Below are 22,615 nucleotides of genomic sequence, written 5' to 3' on the forward strand. Positions count from 1 at the left end.
AACTCATTAAACCAAAATAGGAACTCGGCTATGGTTGATTCATCAATAAAAATAAATTTAAAACGTGTTAGTCTACAGGCTCGTTAGGAGAATAGAGTAATCATCAACCAACATGGAGTCATTATGATTGAAGATATTATTAAGAAAGCAACTGGTGGTTTGGATGGCGTAGTTGATGATCTTATTAAATCAGCGAAAGGGAAAGTTCAAGAGAAAATATCTGAAGCCTTTGCGATAAGTAAACTTGAATACTTTAAGAATAATGTTGGCAGAATTGGACAAGTTAAAACAATATTGAACCCTGATTCAATTGTAGACTTAAACGAGATTTTCTTTGATGAAGCAGTCCTTTTCGACGGAGAAAAAATTGAGTCTTTTAATCAGTTTGGTACTAAACAGATTTTAGTTGAAGGTGGTCCGGGCCAAGGTAAGTCACTATACCTTAGAAAGCTATGCATTAAGGAAGGATCTGGTAGTTCTTATATTCCAATATTTATCGAGTTTAGAAACTTAAAATATAAAAAAAAGCTCAAAGATGAATTGATGGATGCAATTGAGGATCTTGGCGTTAAACTTGATAATGCTCTATTTGAATTTTTAGCTAAATCTAATAAGATTGTTCTCTTCTTAGACGGGTTTGATGAAGTACCTAATAGTGAAAGAAGTAAAGTCGCAAGAGAGTTAGAAACAATTTTTAGAACTTTCCCTGATTTAAGAGCTGTTGTTTCTTCAAGGCCAGACTCAGGTATGGGATCTTCTTTTTATTTTTCTAAACGAAAAATAAGCCCAATGCTACTTACTACGCAGAAAAAATTCGTTAATCACCTATACCAAGAAGATAAGCAATCAGTGAGTATAAATAATATACTTTCAAATAGTCGCTTTATTTCAGAAGTAACTACAACTCCATTATTACTAACCCTATTTACGATTACCTATAACGCAAGGCAATTTAAACCAGATAACCTTTCTGAATTTTATAGTCTAATTTTCCCTACAATGCTTTATAGACACGATAGAATGAAAATAGGATTTGAACGCGAAAGAAAGGCAGGTTTAACAGACTATCAAATGCAGCGATTGTTTGATTCATTAAGTTTTTTATCACTCAATGATAATAACACTCGATTTTCTACGTACTGGTTTCAAAATTATTTAGAGAATTCAGCAAAGCTTGAAAGGCTGCCAGAGAATATTGAAGATCTATTAATTGATGACATAACAAGTATTACCGCTTTAATTGTTCGTGATGGCTTTGATGAATTTTCATTTACTCATAAAAGTATTCAAGAGTATTTCGCCTCTGTATTTATATCAAGATTAAGTGAAAATCGAAAAGTTGGATTTTATAATTTAGTTATTAATGATTTTGATGAGTTTAGAAAGTGGCAAAACACATTGTCATTTCTAGAAACTATAGATGAGAGAAATTACACTAAGTACTTTCTCATTCCCTATAAGAAAAATGCATTATGCCTAAATGACAATTCGAAAATAAATATCAATTATCCTTCTTTGATGAATTTGATTGGTAGTGATTCCAAAGTGCGTGTTGATGAAACAGGATTAGTGAGAGAGTTTTATTGGGGCGACACTTTATCTTCAGTTTTATATGTTCAATATTCAGAGTTTGCTAAAAAAACTCTAAGTGATTATTTAAATAACAAAAAAGTAATGATTGCTGAGTATTTATCATACTGTGATGAGACTGACTATACAGAATTTCAAAATTTGGATGGTGATTTTGCTATTTTGATTGATAAATTCTTCAAAGAAAATAAGCTGCAAAAAGAAGTCGGGAAATATTTGTCCAGTAAATTTGAATTAAGCTCATTTAAGACTGAAGTATTAAATATGGAAGCTGAATTGAGTACGTCAGACAGAGTGACTGATGACATTTTGCCTTTCTAAAATTTGCCTAACAAGTGACTATCTTGCTCGATGTCCGCAATTGGCACTCAGCCGATAGTCGGTATAGAGTGGTTTAACTTACAGTGTAAAGCAGTTGTTTCTGGTAAATTCATCATTTTTGTCGGATGGCATGGCTCCACCACTTATCCGACCTACGTCAAAATGTAGGTTGGTTAAGCCGAAGGCGCCACCCAACAAGCTTTCAAATTCACTTTTTATCCGAACGGCACAAAGCTGACATTGCTACAAATATACTACATAGAGTTGATATAGAAACAAAGAAAGAACATAACTCATTGATTTTATTGGTAGCCCCTGCAGGAATCGAACCTGCAACTGCCCCTTAGGAGGGGGCCGTTATATCCATTTAACTAAGAGGCCACGTTGGGTGCTAAGTACTAAGTGTTTGGAAATTATAACGGCATCTGGTTTTTTATATCAAGTATCAAATTAAGTTAATTGCTTGATAAATATATATCTTCTTTATTTAATACGTAAAGCGGTATAAATGTTCGACTGCTGGCGGCAAGGCGCTTATTTTCAATATTTATTACGCGAGCGTTAATAACAACCCCATCTGCACGGTAAATTAATGTACCCGATAAAACATGGCTGGCTATATTCGTACCTGCAAGCTTGCGAGTGTTTCGGGTGAATGCAAAGTCGCCTTGTTCATTAACGGTAATTAAATTGGCTGTTTTAAAATCAACCGCACTATAACCAAACTTTTGTAGCTGATGTATAAAGGTTTCTGATAACTGATTACCTAACTGGCTTGCTGTAGTTAAACTTGCGTCTAAATCAACGAACGACGTGACTGCAATCGCTGCATCTTGCGGGGCTACTTGCATGGTGTCGGTTAAATCAAGTGCCATTTGCTCTACGTAGTTAACTAAGCTTTTATGGTGCTTGTTTGGGTTAAACTGCGTTGTATCGGCGTATTGTTCTTGCTCGTCATTTTGCTGCATTTGCGCCATGATCTGGTTAAAATCAAGATTGCTTACCACTGTTTGCTCTGGCTCAGATTTGGCGGGCTCGGTCGCGATCGACTCGCCCATTAAATTACAGCCTGAAAGTAATAGTGATAATGCACTTATACCAATTAAAGCAGAGCGCTTAACTAAGTTAACCATGGTAAACCTCACTTACTCGCTTGTTTAAGCATAATGCCATCAGCACTGTTACTGCTATTTAGCGCATCAATAACTGATTGCGGAATAAAGCCCTGTGCAGAGCCTACAACCGCTTTACTCGCTAAACCAACAATTCGTGCATTTACTAATATGCCGCCTTGGTGATTTACTAGCGTGCCTGCTAATACGTAACTAAAGTTTTGTTCTTGGTTAAGCTCTAAGTAGTCGCGGCTAAAAACAAAATCGCCACCAGGGGTTACACGCATATAATCGGTGGTTTTAAAATCAATGACCGGCACACCAAAATTATGCAGTTCGTGCATAAAGCTCTCTGCTATTTGGTTACCTACTAAGTCAGCATTGTTGTAGTCACGGTCTAAAAAAACAAAGCTTGATACTGCCAATGGCGTTTTAGTATTTACGTACTGTAAGTTTTCAGCCATGTCTTGCATGATGCCACGCACATAGTGATTAATATTTTTACGGGTTGGCGTATTTACTTGTTTGTTTTTATTCATCACTGCGGCTTTATTTTGATAAAGCGAATCTGTATTTGTTGGTGCAGCTACAGGGCGTTGCTCAAAAAACATAGGCGCATCGTCGGTAATTTGCGTGTCACTATGGTCTGTCATTTGTGAACAACCAAAGCCCAGTGGCAAACATAAAGTTAATAGTAGGCGTTTCATGTGTGCTCCTAATTAATATTCACTGCGGTAAATATAGTCACCGCGCTGCTGTATTTTTTCATTACTCCACATCACATTGATGGGAATTTCAGTGCTTGCGGCAGATACAATCTGATTAGTTTGCATATTTACCATGCGAGCATTAACAATATAAGCATGTTCTTGACGGGTTAAAGTGCCGGTGATCACAAAGTCAATAATCTGACGCTGCTTTAAGTTACTGGTGCTGCGGCTTAACACTGAATCAGCGCTCGCTGATAAGTTAAGCTGGTTTTCAAGCCGATATTCAACCGTGTTGTACCCTAACTGAGTAAATTGGGTTATTAAGCTTTCTTGAACTTGCTGACTAAGCCCTGTCCCCTGCCCTTGGGCAATTTGTGAATCCAAAGCATTGGCTAAATAAAAGCTGCTGACCGCGATTGAAGCGGTGCTTTTAAAAGGCTCTTTGATATGGCTAAGCTGGGCACTCAAGCTATTTACGTACTGGTTAAGCGTATAAGGTGCCATGACCGCTTTAGGCGCATCAGTGCTTATACTCGGCTTTGGCTGGGGGGTTAAGCTACAGCCCGCCAAATTTAATAATAGTAAGGGTAACAAAAGGCGCATAGTTGCCATCCTCTAAAAACATAATAGTTACAAAGCAATTATTATGCCTAATACCCTAGATGCATATTTATTTTAATGGCTGTTGGGTGTAATGACTCACAATGCAGTTGATTTGGCGCTGTTTAAGTTTATCGCAATCGGCAGCCGCATTCGCTTGATTTTGATAAGCCCCAAGCTTTAAACGGTAGTAAGTCATGCCACTCACGTTAATAGTTTCTACATTCGCCACGAATTCGCCCTGAAATAACGAAGATGCGCTGGCTTTTATTTGATTTAAACTTTGGCTAAGTCGCTCTTTGTCGGTAACGGCTGCAACTTGCAAGGCAAATAAGGCTTTAACGGCTTGTTTTTCATTAGTTGTATTCGTTGCTACTTTAGCTTTTTTTGCAACTTTTGTTGGTGCTACCGTTTCAGCCGAAGCTTTAGCTGTTGATACTGCAGGCGTATTTGTTGATGCAGAGCTTTGTTTTGCCACTGCATTTAATTGGCTTATTAATAACTTTAAGTCTTGTTCAATCACTAATAAACGTTCAACACCTGCTTTGGCTGCTTGCCACTGCTGAGACGATGCTTTTAGCTGCGCCAACTCTGCCTCAGAAAGATTGGCACTCGCTTGCATTGGCTGAGGAGATTCTGCAGTTTTGGTGGTACTGCATCCTGATATAAAAAGAGCAGCAATACAGGCAATTAGTATTGAGTAGCGTTTATATAAATTAGCATATTGCATGGTTAAACCTTATTGTTATTAGTGGCTAATAAGTTGCGCTTGGACTTGGCAGTTCAAGCCTTTTACTTTTAATTCTGCACATACTTGTTCAAGCTCCCCTTGCGCAGACTCGGCATAAGCGACGGCTAAAATATACCGTTTTTGTTTTTCGTCTTTAATATAAAAAGCATCACGCTTTGATTGCTCATTTAAATGACGTTTAATTAATTGATAATACGCTTTCATAATTGGCAATGATGAAAACCCACCCGCATTAGCAATATACGCTGGAGTTTGTGTTTTTTCTTTAAGCTCAAAGTCAACGCCCATTACTACTTCACCTTGCGCTGGTAACTTAACCACCACCTGTTGCGTATCTTTTAAAGACTTACGTTGCTTAAATTCATCATCTATAACCGCTTTATATTCGCCAGGGCGTAAATCGGTAAACAAATAATAACCATCATAAGCAGCCTGCGTTTGTGCCACTTGCTTGCCTTGTTTGTCGAGTAATTTTACGGTGGCAAAAGGCTGTACTTCAGTGCTGCCTTGCTCATCTTGTTTGTAAACAGTTCCCTCTAATTCACTACTGTTATTAAGCGGCACTTCCATATATTCAACAAAGCCGGCACGCGGTGTAATAGAAAAGCCATCATTGGCGGCAACTAAAAAAGGCTCACTAATACTACCTGGCTCTATCACTATGTCGGTGGTTCTATTTGCTGGCATACCTTTAAGTATTGCTAAACCATTTTCGTTGGTTACAGCTCGGCGATAGTTTTGAACTCCTTTTACCTTAACGCCCTCAATTCCCTTTTCTCCATCATCTTGAATATTGTTATTATTTGAATCAAGAAAGACTCTAACCATTAAAGTGCCAGAGTTTGCGAGGCTTCTTTTACTTAAAAAGTACTCGTCAGTGTTCGCATCAAAACCAATACTAAAGCGACTAAATAAACCTAGCCGCCAATTATCATCATCGTCGTAACTCATTGTGCTATTTAAGCTAAAACTATCGCTTTGCCAATTTAGACCCAGTTCCATAGAAACTAAATCATTTATACGGGAGTTTCTTAGTGTGAATTCAGATTGTAAATTCTGAGATAAACTACGGCTTAATTCTGCTTGGTAACCCAGTATAGTCGAACCGGAGTCTGCGCTATAGTCAACACTAAAACGAGTGTATGTTTTACCAAATCGATGTTGAAGACGCATGCTGCCAAGTGTTGTTGCATCATCTAAAGAATCAAATTTTCGCCAAATTAAGTTGTTACTAACAACGGTCCCACCTAAATTATACGATAAGGTATTATCAACACTTAAATATGAGTCGCTAGATTCTCTGCTGTTATATGCGAGCGTATTTTGATAGCTTAAGCTTCCAAACGATTTATCAAACAACTTTCCTGCCGTATATAATTGATAACTTTCAACTTTCGCTGTCTGCGAATCACCAATTATCTTTTCATTGTTTTGAGACAGGCTTAACCGTACCGATTGACCAATTAACTCACCTCTAGCAGCTACCTCTAGCTTATCTTCATCGTTATTATTTTTTTCATAATCTAGATTAAGTAATACTTTATCAAATATACTTAGGTTTGAACCAAAAGCATAATTGTTAACATTATCACTCGAATTACTATTTAATATTGATGTACCAGCATAAACCGATAAATAATCAGTTAACCCCGTTTCATAACGACCTGCTAGCTGCCAACCTTTGCCTTGTGTCGAATAAAGTGACTGATTGAATAACTGCTCACCTTGCTCAGTAATTGACAACTCATAAAACGATTCATCTGCTGACAAACTATTACCATCTATAAAGTATTGCTCTGTTTTTCGCTCTACTTGCCCTTGTGGGCCATAAAAAATCAGCTCAAAATTATTAGCGCCAAACAATAAATCAATATCTTCAAATAAATAACGCCCATCAGCTAAACTAAACTGCTGCGCTAGCAGTACATCATTACGGTATAACTCAACATCCCACCCTGGTTGAATAGCACCCGTTAAATTAATTTGATTACTATTAACCTGTTTAAAAAGTGGTTTGTTATCAACTTTTATTCCTCTGGCGTAACTACTATTAAATTGTTTACCGATTTGAGTTGCTAATACATCTCCAAATTGAACAGTTGTCGCATTTAAGGGACCTAATAACCGTGCGTCTTTACTTTGACGGCTAAATGATAATCTTGAATCTGATAGTAAATCTTGTTTTCGCCCTGCAAAAAAATACTGAGCATTAAAATAGGCTAAGTCATTTGATCCTAATACAGAGTACCCTATCGCTGAATCCGTATTACTCTTGGTTGCACTAAGCTGCACATCAGCAAGAGGAGATGAAATTGCACTGTATGGACTGGCCTTCCAAGGTAATATTGCTTGACGTGACTCTCTATTAGTTACAGTTTCTCGCTGCTCTCTTTCGCGTTTTAATTCTATAGGCAATTTGGTAGGGGAGCTTACATTTAGCTCAAGTGCTGAATATTCAATATCAATATCTAACGAAAACCACTGCGCTAGCAAGTTACTATCAACAAACATATCGCCGTTATCAGCATAAGCTTGTTGGCTGTTAAATGAATATCTAGCGCCGTTAATTTGTACTGTATTTGTATTTAGGTCTAGATAAAACTGATTATCTTCACGAATAAACCAGCCTTGAGCAATAAGGTCATCGCTATTTATATCTATAGCAAAATCCAGGCTTTCTGAAAAACTTAATAAATCTATTAATACACCGGTTTTACTTTTCACCCCGAGCATTTCACCCAGGTAATTTTTTTTCACGAACGATGAAAAAAATAATAACTCCCCTTCGGGGATGCCCTCACCTTGCTGTACATTAAGCTCAGGCTCTGTTCTTTCATTTACAGCTTGATCAGTGTTGTATTGCTGCCATTTTTTATCTATTTTTTTTATGCTAGCAAGAATGGCCTGAGTGTCAGGCTCTGCTGCTAATAAGGGGTCAATTGATAAAAAAATGATCAACAACCACTTTAAACGCTTAAAGTAATACATCGCCTATTTCAAATTACCGATAATTGCATTATTAATTGGCGCAAACTTTTCACTAAAAATAGTATCGCGATATTCTTTAAGCCCTGTATAAATTACGCGAATTTCGCCATCTTTCGGGATGTTTTGATCTACAAAAATTGGTATCGTCGCCGTTGTTGTTTTTAGCTCAGGGTAAATACTAAAATCGTTTAACATGGCGATCTTTTTCTCTGTATCCATTCCTTTTTGCTTAAAGAAAACTTCTAACTTGCCAAAAGAGCTAAAGCCCCCTTCTCGCTTAATTTCAATCTCAAGCGCTTTTTTTTCTGGGCTGTGTATAAGCTGTAAATTGCTAATATTAACATTAGGTATTTCAGCGCCTTTACGTAAAATAACAGGGATAGTGTAACTTAATAGTAATTTCAAATTAATACCAAGTCTCTGTTGCTGGATTTGAGTTTCATTAGGGAGTGCTTTAAATGCTAGGTGAGATCGGTATTCCTGTTCTAGTAAACCTTTTGGCTTTCGAATAGCAAGCTTAACAATCTGCCTTTCTCCTGGCGCTAATCTAACTTGCGATGGGCTGATCCTAACCATACTTTTAAGTGAAGATGAACTTTCTTGATCAGCCGCTAAATTAGCATACCCTCCGCCAGCTAGTGCAACTTTGTCTTGCCACTCCAACCTATAAGTTTTTGCTTCATTAGAGTTATTAACAACAATGACTTTAGCAACACGCTGACGCTCATCAAAATTAACTCTTGTTGGGGAAATAAGTAAGTTTGCATAAGAATGGAAGCTAGTTAAGATAAAGCTTACTAAGATAAAAAAAGTTTTTATTATTGTCATTTAATCAACATCTCTAGTTGTCTAATAATTTAGCGTCACTTCAATTGTAGTATCAAAGATACCATCTTTATAAGTATTTCCGTCACCCGAGGTACTTAATTGCCCCCCTACTCTCAATAAAGCAGTTCCTGTGGTATCGGTTGTAATGGTCGTATTATAAATGAGTTGATTTAAAATCAGTGGCGCGCCACCAAAAATGTTATTTAGGGGCTGATCACTTACAAAGTCACTCACGTTTACCTGGATACGTGCAGGATATCCTTCAAGCAACAATTCGGCTGCATGGCCTTTTTCAAGTAAATATATCTTATTGGTTAAGGTATTTGTGTTACTGGGCAACAAGGTCATAGAGCTAACACTTTGATTATCACTGATAACAATTTTACCAAAATTCAATTGCTCAAGCGGTGTAACTTGTGCGTATAAATCCGTAGTTAAGAAAGCTGCTAGTATGAGTAAAAATAATTTCATAAAGTAGCCTGCTTTATACAATAAAGCAGGCTTTGCCCATTAGTAATTTAATTCTAATGTAAACGTGCCACTGTATGATCCATCGATATAATCACTAGTTGCAGCAACCCCTGTTGTGGTTAATGTTGCACCAAAATTAAAAGTTGCTTCGCCAGCTGAATCGACCTGAATGGTCGTTGTAGCTGCACTGTTAGGCGTCGCACCAGTTAACACATAATACGTTGGAGTGCCCAAAGTAAATGCAGCAGTGCCCGCAGGTGCTGTATCAGGCGCAATCGCAGTTTCAGTCGGATTTGTAATGGTCAATGTACCAAAAGGAGACACACCTGAAATTGAGAATGAGGCTGGTGTACCTGCTACTAAAATTGCAATTTCAGCTGCGGTTGCATCTGTAGAAGCCGTTGTAGGAGCAGTAGCAGGGTTTGCGGCTAATACTAATGTTGCAGTCTCCGTCCCCGATAAATCACCTGAAGCCCTGATAGTACCAAAATCTAGTGGTGCATCATTCGTAAAGGTGAATGCGTTTTGAACTGTAACACCCGCTTGAAAAGAAGCAGTTTCTGCAGCCGCACCGAAAGAAAGAACAGTCATTGATGCAGCTAACGCTGCTTTAGTAAATATTTTGTTCATAGTTTTCCCTTAGACATAAAGTATAAACCTGTTAGTCAGGTTATGTTAAGTATCGGCCAAAATCACTAAAAAGTTAGAAAATATTTACTTTATTTTGATTTATAATAACAGGATGAAAAAATAAGCGTAAAAAAACCTTAAACATCCTCTGAAAATGTCGCTAGGGTACACTTATTACCTATTTTGTAAAAAAACAAACACAACTGCGCCGCTTGCTGTTGATTTTTCAGCGGGCCTGCTACAACACTATAAAACGTTGTTGATTCCTTTTGTTGCTCATTAATGCGGTATTGTAAAATACTGTTTAACTGAGGGTATTGCTCTTTTAGTCGCTGTACTTGCCTTTTGGCTCCGTTAGAAACTAAATAACGTCCAATTTGTACACCGTAAATTGCTTTGTTTATACTGATAGTGTTATCGGCTAAGACAGTTTCTGAGGAGAGTTGTAAAGATTGCTTAGAGCCATATTCAACACGTTTTACCTTCTCTTTCAATGGCTCAGGTATGGTATCAATATCTGTTTGTGCAGAAAGAGCTTGAATCAGTAATGATAAGTCCTCTTCCATGGTGCTTAAACGCGCTATCTGCTCTTTGTTGTTATCCCATTGCTCTAAGTAAGGTTTTATATCTTTTTCACGCACAAGCTTGTCGCTTTGTGAGTCGACGGGCATTAGCTGGTTGCTACAACCAGCTAATGCAAATGGTATTAGTAATATTATTAAACGAAGTTTCACTTTAAAGCACCTATTACAAAAAACGAGCTCTAGCTATTATGCAATAAAAGCGCCAAATAAATAATTTATAATCTAATTGGTTTGTCAGTGTAGTTACTCACAAAGCAATCAACTTTATAGAATTTAAATACCTCACAATCATCCTCAGCACTTTTAAAGTTAAAATACTCACCTAATTTTAATCGATAATAGGTTTTGTTATTAACTTTTGCTTTTTCAATGTTTGTCGTGATTTTATCCTTAAACAAAGGCGCTGCTTTTTTGTTAATGTGCTTCCACTCTTTAGCAACACTTTCTTCTGAATCAAGGGACGCTACCTGTAAGGCAAATACTTTTTTGTTTTTATCTACCATTGCCACTTTTGTTGCCATCGATATTTTAGAGGCAATCTTTTTGTTCACCCTAGAACTAATCGCTTTCACTGGCGAGCGAACAGTTCGTTTACTGTAGCTTTTTGAAGGAGCTGTAATTATTTTTGTAGGAACACTAGCATAGCGGCTGCTATATCGCTGATTTTTTAGAGCGTCCCTACCAGTCGGTTTTACATAACGGTTACTATATCTTTGTCTCGGTCGTTCAACGTTATCTGAGGTGCTTGCGTAGTTATTACCATGCCTGAGGTCTGGCGAGGTATTAGCATTAATTGATGAGCGAGCATAGCGATTGCTATCAGCTTGGTTAGATTTCGCTATTGCTTTACTGTTAATAATATCTAAATTATCAACTAAATATGTAAGCTCACGTTCTAATTTTAATAGTCTCTCTATACCAGAACGTGCTTGTTGCCATTGCAAAGCGGCATCTTTTAGCTGTGCAAGTTCAACTGCGGTGATAGTTACATATTCTGGCGAATCTCTAACCCTTTCATTTAATAAGGTTTTATCAGGCGATATCGTACAGCCACTCCCTATTAACATAAGTAAAGCTATAACTAAATATCGGTGATACTTTACGCTGTATTCACACATTGATTGTTTCTCTTTCAACAGTTTCGACCGCTAAGTTGAGCCAATTTACAATTGGCCTAATAAAGCACGTTAACTACAAAGCAACTTGAGTTAACATAAAGGTTACATTACAAACCCAGATCTGTCTGTATAACTGCAAAAATAGTTATAATTAAATGTCTGTAAAAGCGATTTTACAATCAAAAAAAGCGCCATGTAGGCGCTTTGAATAATGATAAGTTTATTTAAATTAATGTTTTAATAAAGGTTTTAAGCTCATCAGCAAATTCATCACGGCGCAAAGCAAATTCTATTGTCGCCTTCAAATAACCAACTTTACTACCACAGTCATGGCTTCGGCCTTTAATAGCATAAGCGTCTACTTTTTCATCTTGCATAAGCATCGCAATTGCATCAGTCAGCTGAATCTCATCACCTGCACCTTGTGGTGTTTTAGCTAATAATGGCCAAATATTTTTACTCAACACGTAACGACCAACCACAGCAAGGTTTGAAGGTGCCTCGTCAACAGGTGGTTTTTCTACCATGCTTTTAATGGGTGAGCTCTCACCTTGGTTTAACTCAACATCACCTAAATCAACAACACCAAATTTATCTACTTGATCTTTAGGTACTGGCTCAACCATAATTTGGCTGTGTTTACTTTGCTCAAAACGAGTGATCATTTCCGCTAAATTATCTTTTGTTAAATCACTTTCCACTTCATCGATAATAACGTCGGGTAAAATAACTACAAAAGGTTCATCCCCTATAATAGGAGCTGCACAGTTAATAGCGTGACCTAACCCTTTCGCCTCACCTTGACGCACATGAATAATCGTCACGTCCTTAGGGCAAATAGACTGTATTTCGGCAAGTAATTGCCGCTTTACACGTTTCTCTAACGTTGCCTCAAGCTCAAAGCTAGTATCGAAATGGTTTTCAATTGAGTTTTTACTCGAATGCGTTACTAACACTATCTCTTTAATGCCAGCGGCAACGGCTTCGCTAACAACGTATTGAATAAGTGGACGATCTACAACTGGTAGCATTTCTTTTGGAATTGCTTTAGTGGCCGGCAACATTCGTGTTCCAAGGCCCGCTACAGGGATCACTGCTTTCATTATGCTCTCCTTATTTTTTAAACTGAAAATGGGTACTGAATCGCTTCATGGCATTGATAGCCAACCACCTCAAAGTCATCACGTGTTACCCATGTTTCAATGTCTTCGAGTGACTTAATCTCTGGGTTGATTTTTAATTGGGGAGAAGCAAATGGCTCACGCTTTAATTGCACATCTCGCATTAAATCGAGCTGATTTTCATAAATATGGGCATTGGTGATTTTATGGTATGCCTTACCCGCTTTATGGCCGGTAATTTGCGCAACTAACGCAAGTAATACAAAACATTGAATTTGGTTAAAATTAAGTCCTAGTGGAACATCACAACTGCGTTGATATGAGGTTAAATACAGAGTATCACCTAATAACGAAAAGGTATGTGTATGCATGCATGGGCGCAAGCAACCAAGTTCAAATTCACCGGGGTTATAAAATGTAATAATTTCGCCGCGATCATCTATGCCACTTTTTAAATTATTGATGACCTTTGCCAGTTGATCCAGTGTTGAACCATCAGGGCGTTGCCAGCCACGACCTTGAACGCCGTAAACGCGCCCCATATCGTCCTCACCTTTACGGTTAGGGTTATTGAGCCAAGCATTATTTTCATTGGCATTAGCATCCCATGTTTTACAGCCTATATTACGAAACTGCTCAGCACTGTCATAGCCTCTTAAATAACCTAACAATTCAGCAATAGCCGCTTTGTAATAGCTCTTTCGAGTGGTGATCATAGGGAACTGATTATTCGCCACATCGTATTCTAAATCAGCGTTTATAACCGTTAAGCAACGTGTACCGGTGCGTTTATTTTCAACCCACTGTCCTTGGTCAACAATACGCTGACATAATTCTAAATATTGTTTCATCTAACTTCTTCTTTTAAACTTTTGCCGCTGTTTGCGATTGTGGTTGTTTATAGGCCCAAATAAGTAAGCCTAACCCGCCAATGATCATAGGTAACGATAGGATTTGCCCCATTGAAATGAAGTCGGCAAATAACCCCAGTTGTGCATCTGGTTGGCGAAAATACTCAATACCAAACCTAAATACGCCGTAACCTAGTAAAAACAAACCCGACACACTTCCCGCAGGACGAGGACGCTTTATAAACCACAATAATATGACAAACAATACCAGCCCTTCAAAAAAAGCTTCATAAAGTTGTGATGGGTGGCGTGCAAGCGGGCCTCCAGTTGGAAATACCATTGCCCAAGGAACATCGGTAGTACGACCCCATAATTCGCCGTTAATAAAGTTACCTATACGCCCAGCAAGTAAACCAACAGGCACTAAAGGTGCTACAAAATCACCAACTTGCAATAACGACTTTTTACGCTTGTAAGCAAAAATAGCAATCGCAGTGATCACCCCCAGTGTGCCGCCATGAAACGACATGCCACCTTGATCGATTCTAAATAAATACAAGGGGTTTTCAATGAAGTAACTAAATTGATAAAACAGTACATATCCAACACGCCCACCTAATATAACGCCCAGCATGCCGTAAAAGAGTAAATCACTGACTTCGTCTTTAGTCCAACCCGACCCTGGTTTCTTCGCTTGACGATTAGCAAACCACATCGCAAACGCAAAACCAATTAAGTACATTAACCCATACCAACGAACGCTAAGTGGTCCAACAGAAAATATTATTGGATCAATTTGAGGAAACTCCAGTGCCATAAAAATAAACCTTTAGCTAAAAACCATTTTAATAGCGATGAAAACCAGTAACATCGCGAAAACTTTCTTAATTGTATTCACAGGTAAGTAATGTGTTGCCTTAGCCCCTATAGGCGCTATAAACCATGAGGTAATAACAATCCCAAATAAAGCGGGTAAATATACAAACCCCATAAAACCATGCGTTAAGTCCGTTACATACCAACCAGCGCTGATGTAACCGATAGAGCCAAAAAAGGCAATTACAATACCACATGCAGCAGCGCAACCAATTGCCTTTTTAATATCAACCGAAAAATAATGCAACATAGGCACAAGTAATGCACCGCCACCAATGCCAATTAACCCAGACAGTGAGCCCATTACCGCACTAATACCTCCCAGTACGGGGCCTGCAGGTAAAGGGTGTTCTGCGTTCACTTTATTTCGAGCAGAAAGTACCATTCTCATCGCAATAAAAACCACACTGACCGCAAACACCGTTCTTAACATTTTCTCAGGGATAAAGCTGGCAGCAAAGCCACTAATCAATGCGCCAACGGCCACGCCCGACATAACCCAAGGAGCAATTTCCCAAGGCACATTATCATTTTTATGATGAGCTAACGCTGAAGAAGTGGAAGTAAATAAAATAGAGGCTAACGATGTTGCAATAGCGATAACTAACACATGATCGGCAGCGGCCACGTCAAAACTAAGTAACAAACTACTTAGCACTGGCACAATAATTAAACCACCGCCTATGCCTAGTAGCCCTGCTAAAAAACCAACAATGCAACCTAACAGCGCACAACTTGCAACTAGAAGTCCTAGTTCATACATAGTTATCTCTAATACATTTAATTATATGTATATTTTAATTGATTATATAAACAATTACAGCTCTATCATTTAGGTGTATAAAATAAATCACCTAGCTGATGCTCTATCATAAAATTACGGGTTAACCGTAGTACTTGTTTAGCGTTAGGCTGTGCCAAACAATCGCTCAGTAATTGTTCCATGTCGCTTACATTTAAGCGTCTTAGCACCCACTTCACTTTGTTTAGTGACGATAAGTTCATGCTTAAACGCCTATAACCCATAGCAATCAGTAATATTGCGCCCTCGGGGTCGCCACCAAGCTCCCCACATAAACTAAAGGGCAATTCATAGTGCTCACAGTCGCTGGCAATATTATTTAATACACGCAACACGGCTGGATGGTAGGGGTTAAATAAATCGGCTACACGGGCATTTGCCCTATCTACGGCTAATAAATACTGAGTTAAGTCGTTACTACCCACTGAACAAAAATCGACTTTTTTAGACCACTCTGGCAGCATAAATACACTTGAAGGTACCTCAAGCATGATGCCAATATCAGGCTTTTCTATAAGTTGCTCAGGAAATGCTTCACTTAACTCATAATAAGCTTGTTTAAATAGTGCCAGTGACTCTTCAACCTCATCAGTACCACTGATCATCGGCAGCATTATTTTTAAATTACCTAAGCCAATATTGGCTTTTAACATCGCTTTGAGCTGATCTAAAAAAAGCTCGGGATGGTCAAGGCTAATTCTAATACCACGCCATCCTAAAAATGGGTTTTCTTCAGTGATATTAAAATAATCTAAAACTTTGTCGCCACCAATATCTAACGTTCGCATAACAACGGGGTTAGGGTAATAGCTACTAAGTACTTCTCGATACCAGTTTTCTTGTTCTTGCTGCGAAGGAAACTGTCCCTTTTGCATAAACCATGCTTCGGTTCTGTAAAGACCAACACCATCACAAATATGGGCGCTATTTTGTTGAGTATTAAGCTCAAGCCCTGCATTAAGTAACAAACTAATATGCTCACCGTCTAACGTGATTGAAGGCAATGCTTGTTCTTCTAAAAAACGATTATTGAGTAAGTTATCTTGATGTTGTAATTCTGTATACTCATCAATAAGCATTTGCGAAGGCGAAATATATAAACGCCCAGCAAAAGCATCTAAAATCATTTCTTTGCTATCAAACTGCAATAGCGGTAAATCTTCGATACCCCAAATCGCCGGCACGCCCATAGCGCGGGTTAAAATAGAGGCATGGCTGTTGGCTGAACCATTAATGCTCACAACCCCAGCCAAACGCTCATTGGGTACCTCAGCTAACATAGCTGGCGTTAATGTATGCGCTATTAAAATGGTGTTTTCAGGGTAGTCTTTTATTGCATGCTCGGTATTCACTAAATGATGCAGCACCCGTAAACCAATGTCTTTAACATCAACCGCACGCTCTTTAATATAAGGGTCTTGCATTTCGTTAAACTGCGCAACTAAGCGTTCAATCACAATTTTTAATGCACTTTTAGCACACCACCCTTCTTGTAATTGAGCCTCTACATTATGACCTAAACTTTTAGCATCTAATAATTGCTGATACACATCAAATACAGCCAACGCCTCTTGCGGTATGCTGTCGCTCAATGTCATCGATAAGGTGCTAAATTCTTTGCGCGTTGCAGCAACCGCTTGTGTAAATAAACGACGCTGTTCAATAACATCGTTATTCTTAGTAAGTTCTATAGACTTAAAATTAAGTTTAGGAATAACAACAAAAGCTTTACCAATACTTATACCTGGCGCGCTAGAAACCCCTTTTAATACTGATGTTTGATGGGATGACTCATCTTGGCGTAATACTTCTTTTATTTCGGCGTGGGCTAATTGCGAAGCTAACTGCGCAGAAAGCGTAATTAAAAACGACTCCTCATCTTGAGAAAATACCCGCGCCATTTTCTGTTGAACAACAATAACACCTAACACTTTTTTCTGATGAACAACAGGCACGGACAAAAAGGCGTTATAGCCTTCTTCATTAACTTCTGGGGAGAGCTTAAAGCGAGGATGCGACTTGGCAAAGGCAATATTAATTGCTTCTTCACGCTGGGCAACAAGCCCTACTAAACCTTCGGTAAAGCCAATTCTAAACTTGCCTACCGCATCAGGATTTAACCCTGATGAGGCCATCAGTACAAAGTTATCTTGGCTATAATCGGCAAAATAAATGGAGCAGCACTGGGTATTCATGGCATCTTTTACCATTTTCACAAAGCACACTAACGCGTCGTCTAAATTCGCTTGTTGCGAAACAGACTCAGCTATCGTTCTGAGTGTTGCCAGCATACACTGCTCCTTTTTATGAAAAACTACCTTTTATTCCGCCAGTGATCTTTTTGTTGCTCTCGCTTATTAAAAGGCATAGCAAAAGGAGCAAACTCTTTCATAACACGTCGATAAACGTCCCGTTTAAACGACACAACCTGTCTAACCGGATACCAATAACTTACCCATCGCCAATCATCAAATTCCGGATGATGAGTTTTCAGTAAGTTAACATCTTCATCTTTACAGCGCAGTTTTAGTAAAAACCATTTTTGTTTTTGCCCAATACACACCGGACTTGAATCTCGGCGGATTAATCGTTTGGGTAATTTATAGCGTAACCAATGTTTTGAGCTTGCAACTATTTCTACATCTTCTGGTCGCAAACCTACTTCTTCGTGTAATTCACGGTACATAGTTTGTTCTGGTGTTTCACCATCATCAACACCACCTTGGGGAAATTGCCAAGAATGTTGACCATAGCGTCTGGCCCAAAACACTTGCCCCTGATTATTGCAAATTACAATTCCGACATTGGCACGAAAACCTTCGGCATCAATCACCTTAGTGCCTCATTTGTAAGTCGATTTTTTATGATTGTTCCACATTAGCTGCAATACGGCAAATACTATTACGTGCAAGCCTCGTTAACACCTTCGCTTAAGGCAAATTAATGGCGAAATCCATTGCATGTGAATAACAAACAACACAGCCATACGTAAATACATAAAAACCACACTGTTTGTGCTGGTTACTCACAGCTTGTGCATAACTTTTGTAAAACACGCTCATTTAGCAAACAAATCCACAATACAAGATCAAAAAAGTGATGTTCTCCACAGAATCTGTGGATAAACATGTTTATACATCTGTATTTATCCTTACAACAATTATAGACCTTAATTAAAACTGAACACCAAAAACAAAAAAAACAATGTAGTTCAGTTACTTAGTTAATTTTAGCGTTTTAAAGCAGTGCATAAAATTGCACCAATCACAGCGCGTATAAAAATCAACCAACCGCTAAAGATATCCACTATCAAGCTAATTTGCTATCATGGCGTTGGTATTTATTCAACTAAATTAACAGTATGCAACCTTTAAAACCTCATTCAATTAATCAACTAATGCAACGTGTCAATAATATTGCAGGGCTCACACTTGGACAACTAGCACAGCAGTACCATTTTAAAACGCCAGATGATTTATTGCGTGAAAAAGGCTGGACAGGTCAACTGATTGAGTATGTATTAGGCGCAACCGCTGGTTCAAAACCGCTCCCCGACTTTGAAGATTTAGGCATAGAGCTTAAAACACTGCCCATTTCATATAAAGGCAAACCATTAGAAACCACGTTTGTGTCGGTAACCCCGTTAATAAATGTAACCGGTACGACCTGGCACTCAAGTAATGTTCGAAAAAAGTTGAATCATGTTTTATGGCTACCTATTTTAGGCGAGCGCGATATCGCTCCTTTTGATAGAACCATTGGCAGTGGCTTTTTGTGGCAACCTTCCCCCGCGCAAGATGCACAATTGCAGCGAGACTGGGAAGAACAAATGGAGCTTATAGCCCTTGGTAGAGTTGATGAAATTTCAGGTCATTTAGGGGATGTAATGCAAATACGCCCAAAAGCAGCGAATAGCCATATTGTTACCGATGCCATAGGCCCAAATGGGAAAATAATTAAAACCTTGCCGCGTGGTTTTTACTTAAAAACCAGTTTTACCGGCGAGATTTTAAAGCAGCAATTTCAGCTTTAATTGATGAAAAGTAACTAACGTTAGGCTTGTTTAACGCCCGTAGCTCGATGCTCGTAGCCCGTTTCTTTGTCCTTTTTTGCTATTTTTTACAAAAAATCCCCGCATGGGCGGGGATTTATAAATCAAAGTTGAACATTTACCTTAACCGGAGTTAAAAATAAATATTACTGACCTTTAACTTCTTTTAAACCATTGTACGGTGCTTTAGCGCCTAATTGCTCTTCAATACGTAGCAATTGGTTGTACTTAGCAACACGATCTGAACGGCTTAATGAACCCGTTTTAATTTGACCTGCAGCAGTACCTACCGCTAAATCAGCAATAGTTGCATCTTCAGTTTCACCAGAGCGGTGAGAAATAACCACTGTAAAACCTGCATCTTTTGCCATTTTGATTGCTGCTAACGTCTCTGTTAGTGAACCAATTTGGTTAAATTTAATTAAGATTGAATTGGCAATACCGTTATCAATACCGCGTTTTAAAATCTTAGTATTGGTTACGAATAAGTCATCACCCACTAATTGAACTTTATCGCCCATTAGTTTAGTTTGGTGTGCAAAGCCATCCCAATCAGACTCATCTAAGCCATCTTCGATTGATACAATTGGGTATTGCTCAGTTAAATCTTTTAAGAAGTGGTTAAACTCTTCAGATGTAAATTGCTTACCTTCACCTTTAAGGTCATAGATATTTGCTTCTTTGTTATAAAACTCAGAGGCCGCACAATCAAGTGCAAGGGTAATATCTTTACCAAGCTCATAACCGGCATTTGCAACTGCTACTTTAATGGCTGCAAGCGCTGCTTCGTTTGATGCAAGGTTTGGTGCAAAACCACCTTCGTCACCTACAGCTGTTGAATGGCCATCCGCTTTAAGTACTTTAGCTAGGCTATGAAATACTTCAGCACCCATACGCAATGCTTCACGGAAGTTAGTTGCACCCACTGGCTGAACCATAAATTCTTGAATATCTACTGAGTTATCAGCGTGCTCACCGCCGTTGATGATGTTCATCATTGGTAGTGGCATAGAGTAAACACCTGGCGTGCCATTTATGTCCGCAATGTGCTCGTAAAGCTCTACTTTTTTAGATTGTGCAGCCGCTTTTGCGTTGGCAAGTGAAACCGCTAAAATAGCATTAGCACCTAGTTTTTCTTTGTTTTCAGTACCATCTAAATCAAGCATTACTTGGTCTACATCACTTTGAGCAAGTGCATTTTGACCTTTTAGTGCTTCTGCAATTTCGTTATTAATGAAGCCAACCGCTTTTAATACGCCCTTACCTAAATAACGCGTTTTATCACCATCACGTAATTCTAATGCTTCGCGAGTTCCTGTAGATGCGCCTGAAGGTGCAGCAGCACGGCCCCACGAACCATCAGCTAAATATACTTCAGCTTCAACAGTTGGGTTACCACGCGAGTCCATAATTTCACGACCGATTACTTTTACGATTTCTGACATCTTGATTCCTCTATATTCCCAAAATGGTGAGTGCGGCTAACCTCAGTTTGGCTAGCCTTAGAAACAAAAAAGGCCGCGCATCATGCACAGCCTTTTTATATTACGAAGACGCTTTTTGGTAGGTATGAGCCGCAGCTACAAACCCTTCAAATAGCGGGTGACCATCACGTGGTGTTGAAGTGAATTCCGGGTGGAATTGCGCTGCAATAAACCAAGGGTGATCTTTATTCTCAATAATCTCTACTAGTTTTTTATCTTCAGATAAACCTGTAAAGCTCAAACCAGCTTGCTCAAGCTGTGCTACAAAGTTGTTGTTAACTTCATAACGGTGACGATGACGTTCAACAATCTCGTCGCTGCCATACACGCCATGCACCTTAGAGCCTGGTGTTAAATGACATTTTTGTGCGCCTAAACGCATAGTGCCACCTAAATCAGACTTTTCGTCACGTAGTTCAACATTACCTTCAGCATCTAACCACTCGGTAATTAAACCAACCACTGGTGACTCTGAATTTGCGTTAAATTCAGTTGAGTTTGCATCAACTAAACCAGCAACATTTCGTGCGTACTCAATAAGCGCAACCTGCATACCTAAACAAATACCTAGGTAAGGCACTTTGTTTTCACGGGCATATTTAGCCGCTAAGATCTTACCTTCAACACCACGACCACCAAAACCGCCCGGTACTAAAATAGCATCTAAACGAGAAAGTACATCCGTTCCTTTGGTTTCTATGTCTTGTGAATCAACGTATTGGATATTAATAGTTAAACGATTCTTCAGTCCCGCATGTTTTAATGCTTCGTTTACTGATTTGTATGCATCTGGTAATTCAATATACTTACCTACCATACCAATCGTCACTTCACCCGTTGGGTTAGACTCTTGATACAATACTTGTTCCCACTCAGCTAAATCCGCTTCAGGCGCGTCTAAATGAAAACGACGACATACAAAGTTATCCAACTCTTGCGATTTTAATAGCGCAGGGATTTTATAAATACTATCTACATCAGGCAGTGAAATAACGGCTTTTTCTTCAACGTTTGTGAACAATGCAATTTTTGCACGCTCATTATTTGGCAATTTACGGTCTGAGCGACAAATAAGAATATCTGGTTGAATACCTACCGAGCGTAACTCTTTAACTGAGTGCTGAGTTGGTTTTGTTTTCACTTCACCGGCAGGGCCTAAGAATGGCACTAAGGTTAAGTGAATGAAAAGTGCGCGTTCACGACCAATTTCTGTACCCATTTGACGAATTGCTTCGATAAATGGTTGTGATTCAATATCGCCTACCGTACCACCAATTTCAACGATTGCTATATCATGGCCTTCTGCGCCATCATAAACACGTTGCTTAATGTCATTGGTAATATGAGGAATAACCTGAATAGTTGCGCCAAGATATTCACCACGTCTTTCACGACGTAGTACATCTTCATATACGCGCCCCTGCGTAAAGTTATTACGGCTGGTCATTTTGGTGCGAATAAAACGTTCGTAGTGACCTAAATCAAGGTCCGTTTCTGCGCCGTCTTCGGTAACGTATACTTCACCGTGTTGAATTGGGCTCATTGTGCCTGGGTCAACGTTGATGTAAGGATCCAGCTTTAGAATGGTAACATCTAAGCCACGGGCTTCTAAAATAGCGGCCAATGATGCTGCTGCAATACCTTTACCCAACGAAGAAACAACTCCGCCAGTAACGAAGATAAATTTTGTACTCATGCGAACCCTAGAATATCAGGAATTAAAAGGA

At 38.9% G+C, this 22,615-nt stretch carries 20 protein-coding genes and 1 tRNA gene; 2 read left to right on the top strand and 19 right to left on the bottom strand.

The window, feature by feature from the left end; all coding sequences use genetic code 11:
• Positions 1 to 123 precede the first annotated feature (123 nt).
• Positions 124 to 1,911, top strand: coding sequence for an NACHT domain-containing protein (locus tag P3J6_RS16395; RefSeq protein WP_198523555.1), 1,788 nt, complete (start codon positions 124 to 126; stop codon positions 1,909 to 1,911).
• A gap of 306 nt (positions 1,912 to 2,217) precedes the next feature.
• Here the strand turns inward: P3J6_RS16395 and P3J6_RS16400 are convergent.
• The 17 genes from P3J6_RS16400 to rppH form a co-directional block, all read right to left on the bottom strand.
• Positions 2,218 to 2,292, bottom strand: a tRNA-Arg gene (locus tag P3J6_RS16400).
• A gap of 74 nt (positions 2,293 to 2,366) precedes the next feature.
• Positions 2,367 to 3,044 carry a FlgO family outer membrane protein gene (locus P3J6_RS16405; protein WP_198523556.1) on the bottom strand — a complete coding sequence of 226 codons (678 nt, stop codon included), beginning with the start codon at positions 3,042 to 3,044 and terminating at the stop codon, positions 2,367 to 2,369.
• A gap of 8 nt (positions 3,045 to 3,052) precedes the next feature.
• Positions 3,053 to 3,730, bottom strand: a complete 678-nt coding sequence (locus tag P3J6_RS16410) for a FlgO family outer membrane protein (protein ID WP_198523557.1) — start codon at positions 3,728 to 3,730, stop codon at positions 3,053 to 3,055.
• 12 nt (positions 3,731 to 3,742) lie between these two features.
• Positions 3,743 to 4,336, bottom strand: coding sequence for a FlgO family outer membrane protein (locus P3J6_RS16415; protein ID WP_193049042.1), 594 nt, complete (start codon positions 4,334 to 4,336; stop codon positions 3,743 to 3,745).
• A 67-nt stretch (positions 4,337 to 4,403) separates the two neighbouring features.
• Positions 4,404 to 5,063 carry an SPOR domain-containing protein gene (locus tag P3J6_RS16420; protein WP_198523558.1) on the bottom strand — a complete coding sequence of 220 codons (660 nt, stop codon included), beginning with the start codon at positions 5,061 to 5,063 and terminating at the stop codon, positions 4,404 to 4,406.
• An 18-nt stretch (positions 5,064 to 5,081) separates the two neighbouring features.
• Positions 5,082 to 8,042, bottom strand: coding sequence for a carboxypeptidase-like regulatory domain-containing protein (locus P3J6_RS16425; protein WP_232735518.1), 2,961 nt, complete (start codon positions 8,040 to 8,042; stop codon positions 5,082 to 5,084).
• Between the two features lie 33 nt (positions 8,043 to 8,075).
• Complete coding sequence (locus P3J6_RS16430; protein WP_198523560.1) at positions 8,076 to 8,900, bottom strand: fimbrial biogenesis chaperone; 825 nt, start codon at positions 8,898 to 8,900, stop codon at positions 8,076 to 8,078.
• A 21-nt stretch (positions 8,901 to 8,921) separates the two neighbouring features.
• Positions 8,922 to 9,371: a DUF4402 domain-containing protein gene (locus P3J6_RS16435; protein WP_128583137.1), complete on the bottom strand. Its 450-nt coding sequence runs from the start codon at positions 9,369 to 9,371 to the stop codon at positions 8,922 to 8,924.
• Between the two features lie 39 nt (positions 9,372 to 9,410).
• The gene (locus tag P3J6_RS16440; protein ID WP_198523561.1) at positions 9,411 to 10,001 is read right to left on the bottom strand and encodes a DUF4402 domain-containing protein; all 591 of its coding nucleotides are present in this window, start codon (positions 9,999 to 10,001) and stop codon (positions 9,411 to 9,413) included.
• Positions 10,002 to 10,138: 137 nt separating this feature from the next.
• A complete protein-coding gene (locus P3J6_RS16445) occupies positions 10,139 to 10,735 on the bottom strand; it encodes an SPOR domain-containing protein (protein WP_198523562.1) in 597 nt (198 codons plus the stop codon).
• 65 nt (positions 10,736 to 10,800) lie between these two features.
• Complete coding sequence (locus tag P3J6_RS16450; RefSeq protein ID WP_198523563.1) at positions 10,801 to 11,652, bottom strand: SPOR domain-containing protein; 852 nt, start codon at positions 11,650 to 11,652, stop codon at positions 10,801 to 10,803.
• Positions 11,653 to 11,927: 275 nt separating this feature from the next.
• A complete protein-coding gene (gene galU / locus P3J6_RS16455; RefSeq protein WP_138608132.1) occupies positions 11,928 to 12,806 on the bottom strand; it encodes a UTP--glucose-1-phosphate uridylyltransferase GalU in 879 nt (292 codons plus the stop codon).
• 17 nt (positions 12,807 to 12,823) lie between these two features.
• Positions 12,824 to 13,675: a thymidylate synthase gene (locus tag P3J6_RS16460; protein ID WP_138608133.1), complete on the bottom strand. Its 852-nt coding sequence runs from the start codon at positions 13,673 to 13,675 to the stop codon at positions 12,824 to 12,826.
• Positions 13,676 to 13,688: 13 nt separating this feature from the next.
• Entirely contained in the window at positions 13,689 to 14,492 is an 804-nt protein-coding gene (gene lgt / locus P3J6_RS16465; protein WP_055013228.1) for a prolipoprotein diacylglyceryl transferase, read from the bottom strand.
• Between the two features lie 12 nt (positions 14,493 to 14,504).
• The gene (locus P3J6_RS16470; RefSeq protein WP_138608136.1) at positions 14,505 to 15,314 is read right to left on the bottom strand and encodes a sulfite exporter TauE/SafE family protein; all 810 of its coding nucleotides are present in this window, start codon (positions 15,312 to 15,314) and stop codon (positions 14,505 to 14,507) included.
• A 65-nt stretch (positions 15,315 to 15,379) separates the two neighbouring features.
• On the bottom strand, positions 15,380 to 17,644 hold the full coding sequence (gene ptsP / locus P3J6_RS16475; protein ID WP_198523564.1) for a phosphoenolpyruvate--protein phosphotransferase: 2,265 nt from the start codon (positions 17,642 to 17,644) through the stop codon (positions 15,380 to 15,382).
• Between the two features lie 23 nt (positions 17,645 to 17,667).
• Complete coding sequence (gene rppH / locus P3J6_RS16480; RefSeq protein ID WP_008111786.1) at positions 17,668 to 18,186, bottom strand: RNA pyrophosphohydrolase; 519 nt, start codon at positions 18,184 to 18,186, stop codon at positions 17,668 to 17,670.
• A 528-nt stretch (positions 18,187 to 18,714) separates the two neighbouring features.
• Here rppH and mutH point away from each other — a divergent pair.
• Positions 18,715 to 19,386 carry a DNA mismatch repair endonuclease MutH gene (gene mutH, locus P3J6_RS16485; RefSeq protein WP_138608140.1) on the top strand — a complete coding sequence of 224 codons (672 nt, stop codon included), beginning with the start codon at positions 18,715 to 18,717 and terminating at the stop codon, positions 19,384 to 19,386.
• Between the two features lie 164 nt (positions 19,387 to 19,550).
• Here mutH and eno read toward each other — a convergent pair whose 3' ends face one another.
• Both eno and P3J6_RS16495 read right to left on the bottom strand, forming a co-directional pair.
• Positions 19,551 to 20,849, bottom strand: a complete 1,299-nt coding sequence (gene eno / locus P3J6_RS16490) for a phosphopyruvate hydratase (protein ID WP_198523565.1) — start codon at positions 20,847 to 20,849, stop codon at positions 19,551 to 19,553.
• 100 nt (positions 20,850 to 20,949) lie between these two features.
• Complete coding sequence (locus P3J6_RS16495) at positions 20,950 to 22,584, bottom strand: CTP synthase (RefSeq protein WP_138608144.1); 1,635 nt, start codon at positions 22,582 to 22,584, stop codon at positions 20,950 to 20,952.
• Between the last annotated feature and the right edge of the window lie 31 nt (positions 22,585 to 22,615).

This window comes from Pseudoalteromonas sp. 3J6 (genome assembly GCF_903995135.1).
Taxonomy (GTDB): Bacteria; Pseudomonadota; Gammaproteobacteria; order Enterobacterales; family Alteromonadaceae; genus Pseudoalteromonas.

Bases quoted from the DNA above. Each gene is read 5' to 3' on its own strand.
- P3J6_RS16420 (WP_198523558.1), bottom strand. From the start codon at position 5,063: ATGCAATATGCTAATTTATATAAACGCTACTCAATACTAATTGCCTGT.
- lgt (WP_055013228.1), bottom strand. From the start codon at position 14,492: ATGGCACTGGAGTTTCCTCAAATTGATCCAATAATATTTTCTGTTGGA.
- P3J6_RS16495 (WP_138608144.1), bottom strand. From the start codon at position 22,584: ATGAGTACAAAATTTATCTTCGTTACTGGCGGAGTTGTTTCTTCGTTG.
- P3J6_RS16460 (WP_138608133.1), bottom strand. From the start codon at position 13,675: ATGAAACAATATTTAGAATTATGTCAGCGTATTGTTGACCAAGGACAG.
- P3J6_RS16395 (WP_198523555.1), top strand. From the start codon at position 124: ATGATTGAAGATATTATTAAGAAAGCAACTGGTGGTTTGGATGGCGTA.
- P3J6_RS16410 (WP_198523557.1), bottom strand. From the start codon at position 3,730: ATGAAACGCCTACTATTAACTTTATGTTTGCCACTGGGCTTTGGTTGT.
- mutH (WP_138608140.1), top strand. From the start codon at position 18,715: ATGCAACCTTTAAAACCTCATTCAATTAATCAACTAATGCAACGTGTC.
- eno (WP_198523565.1), bottom strand. From the start codon at position 20,849: ATGTCAGAAATCGTAAAAGTAATCGGTCGTGAAATTATGGACTCGCGT.
- P3J6_RS16450 (WP_198523563.1), bottom strand. From the start codon at position 11,652: ATGTTAATAGGGAGTGGCTGTACGATATCGCCTGATAAAACCTTATTA.
- P3J6_RS16470 (WP_138608136.1), bottom strand. From the start codon at position 15,314: ATGTATGAACTAGGACTTCTAGTTGCAAGTTGTGCGCTGTTAGGTTGC.
- P3J6_RS16430 (WP_198523560.1), bottom strand. From the start codon at position 8,900: ATGACAATAATAAAAACTTTTTTTATCTTAGTAAGCTTTATCTTAACT.
- P3J6_RS16415 (WP_193049042.1), bottom strand. From the start codon at position 4,336: ATGCGCCTTTTGTTACCCTTACTATTATTAAATTTGGCGGGCTGTAGC.
- P3J6_RS16435 (WP_128583137.1), bottom strand. From the start codon at position 9,371: ATGAAATTATTTTTACTCATACTAGCAGCTTTCTTAACTACGGATTTA.
- P3J6_RS16405 (WP_198523556.1), bottom strand. From the start codon at position 3,044: ATGGTTAACTTAGTTAAGCGCTCTGCTTTAATTGGTATAAGTGCATTA.
- galU (WP_138608132.1), bottom strand. From the start codon at position 12,806: ATGAAAGCAGTGATCCCTGTAGCGGGCCTTGGAACACGAATGTTGCCG.
- ptsP (WP_198523564.1), bottom strand. From the start codon at position 17,644: ATGCTGGCAACACTCAGAACGATAGCTGAGTCTGTTTCGCAACAAGCG.
- P3J6_RS16440 (WP_198523561.1), bottom strand. From the start codon at position 10,001: ATGAACAAAATATTTACTAAAGCAGCGTTAGCTGCATCAATGACTGTT.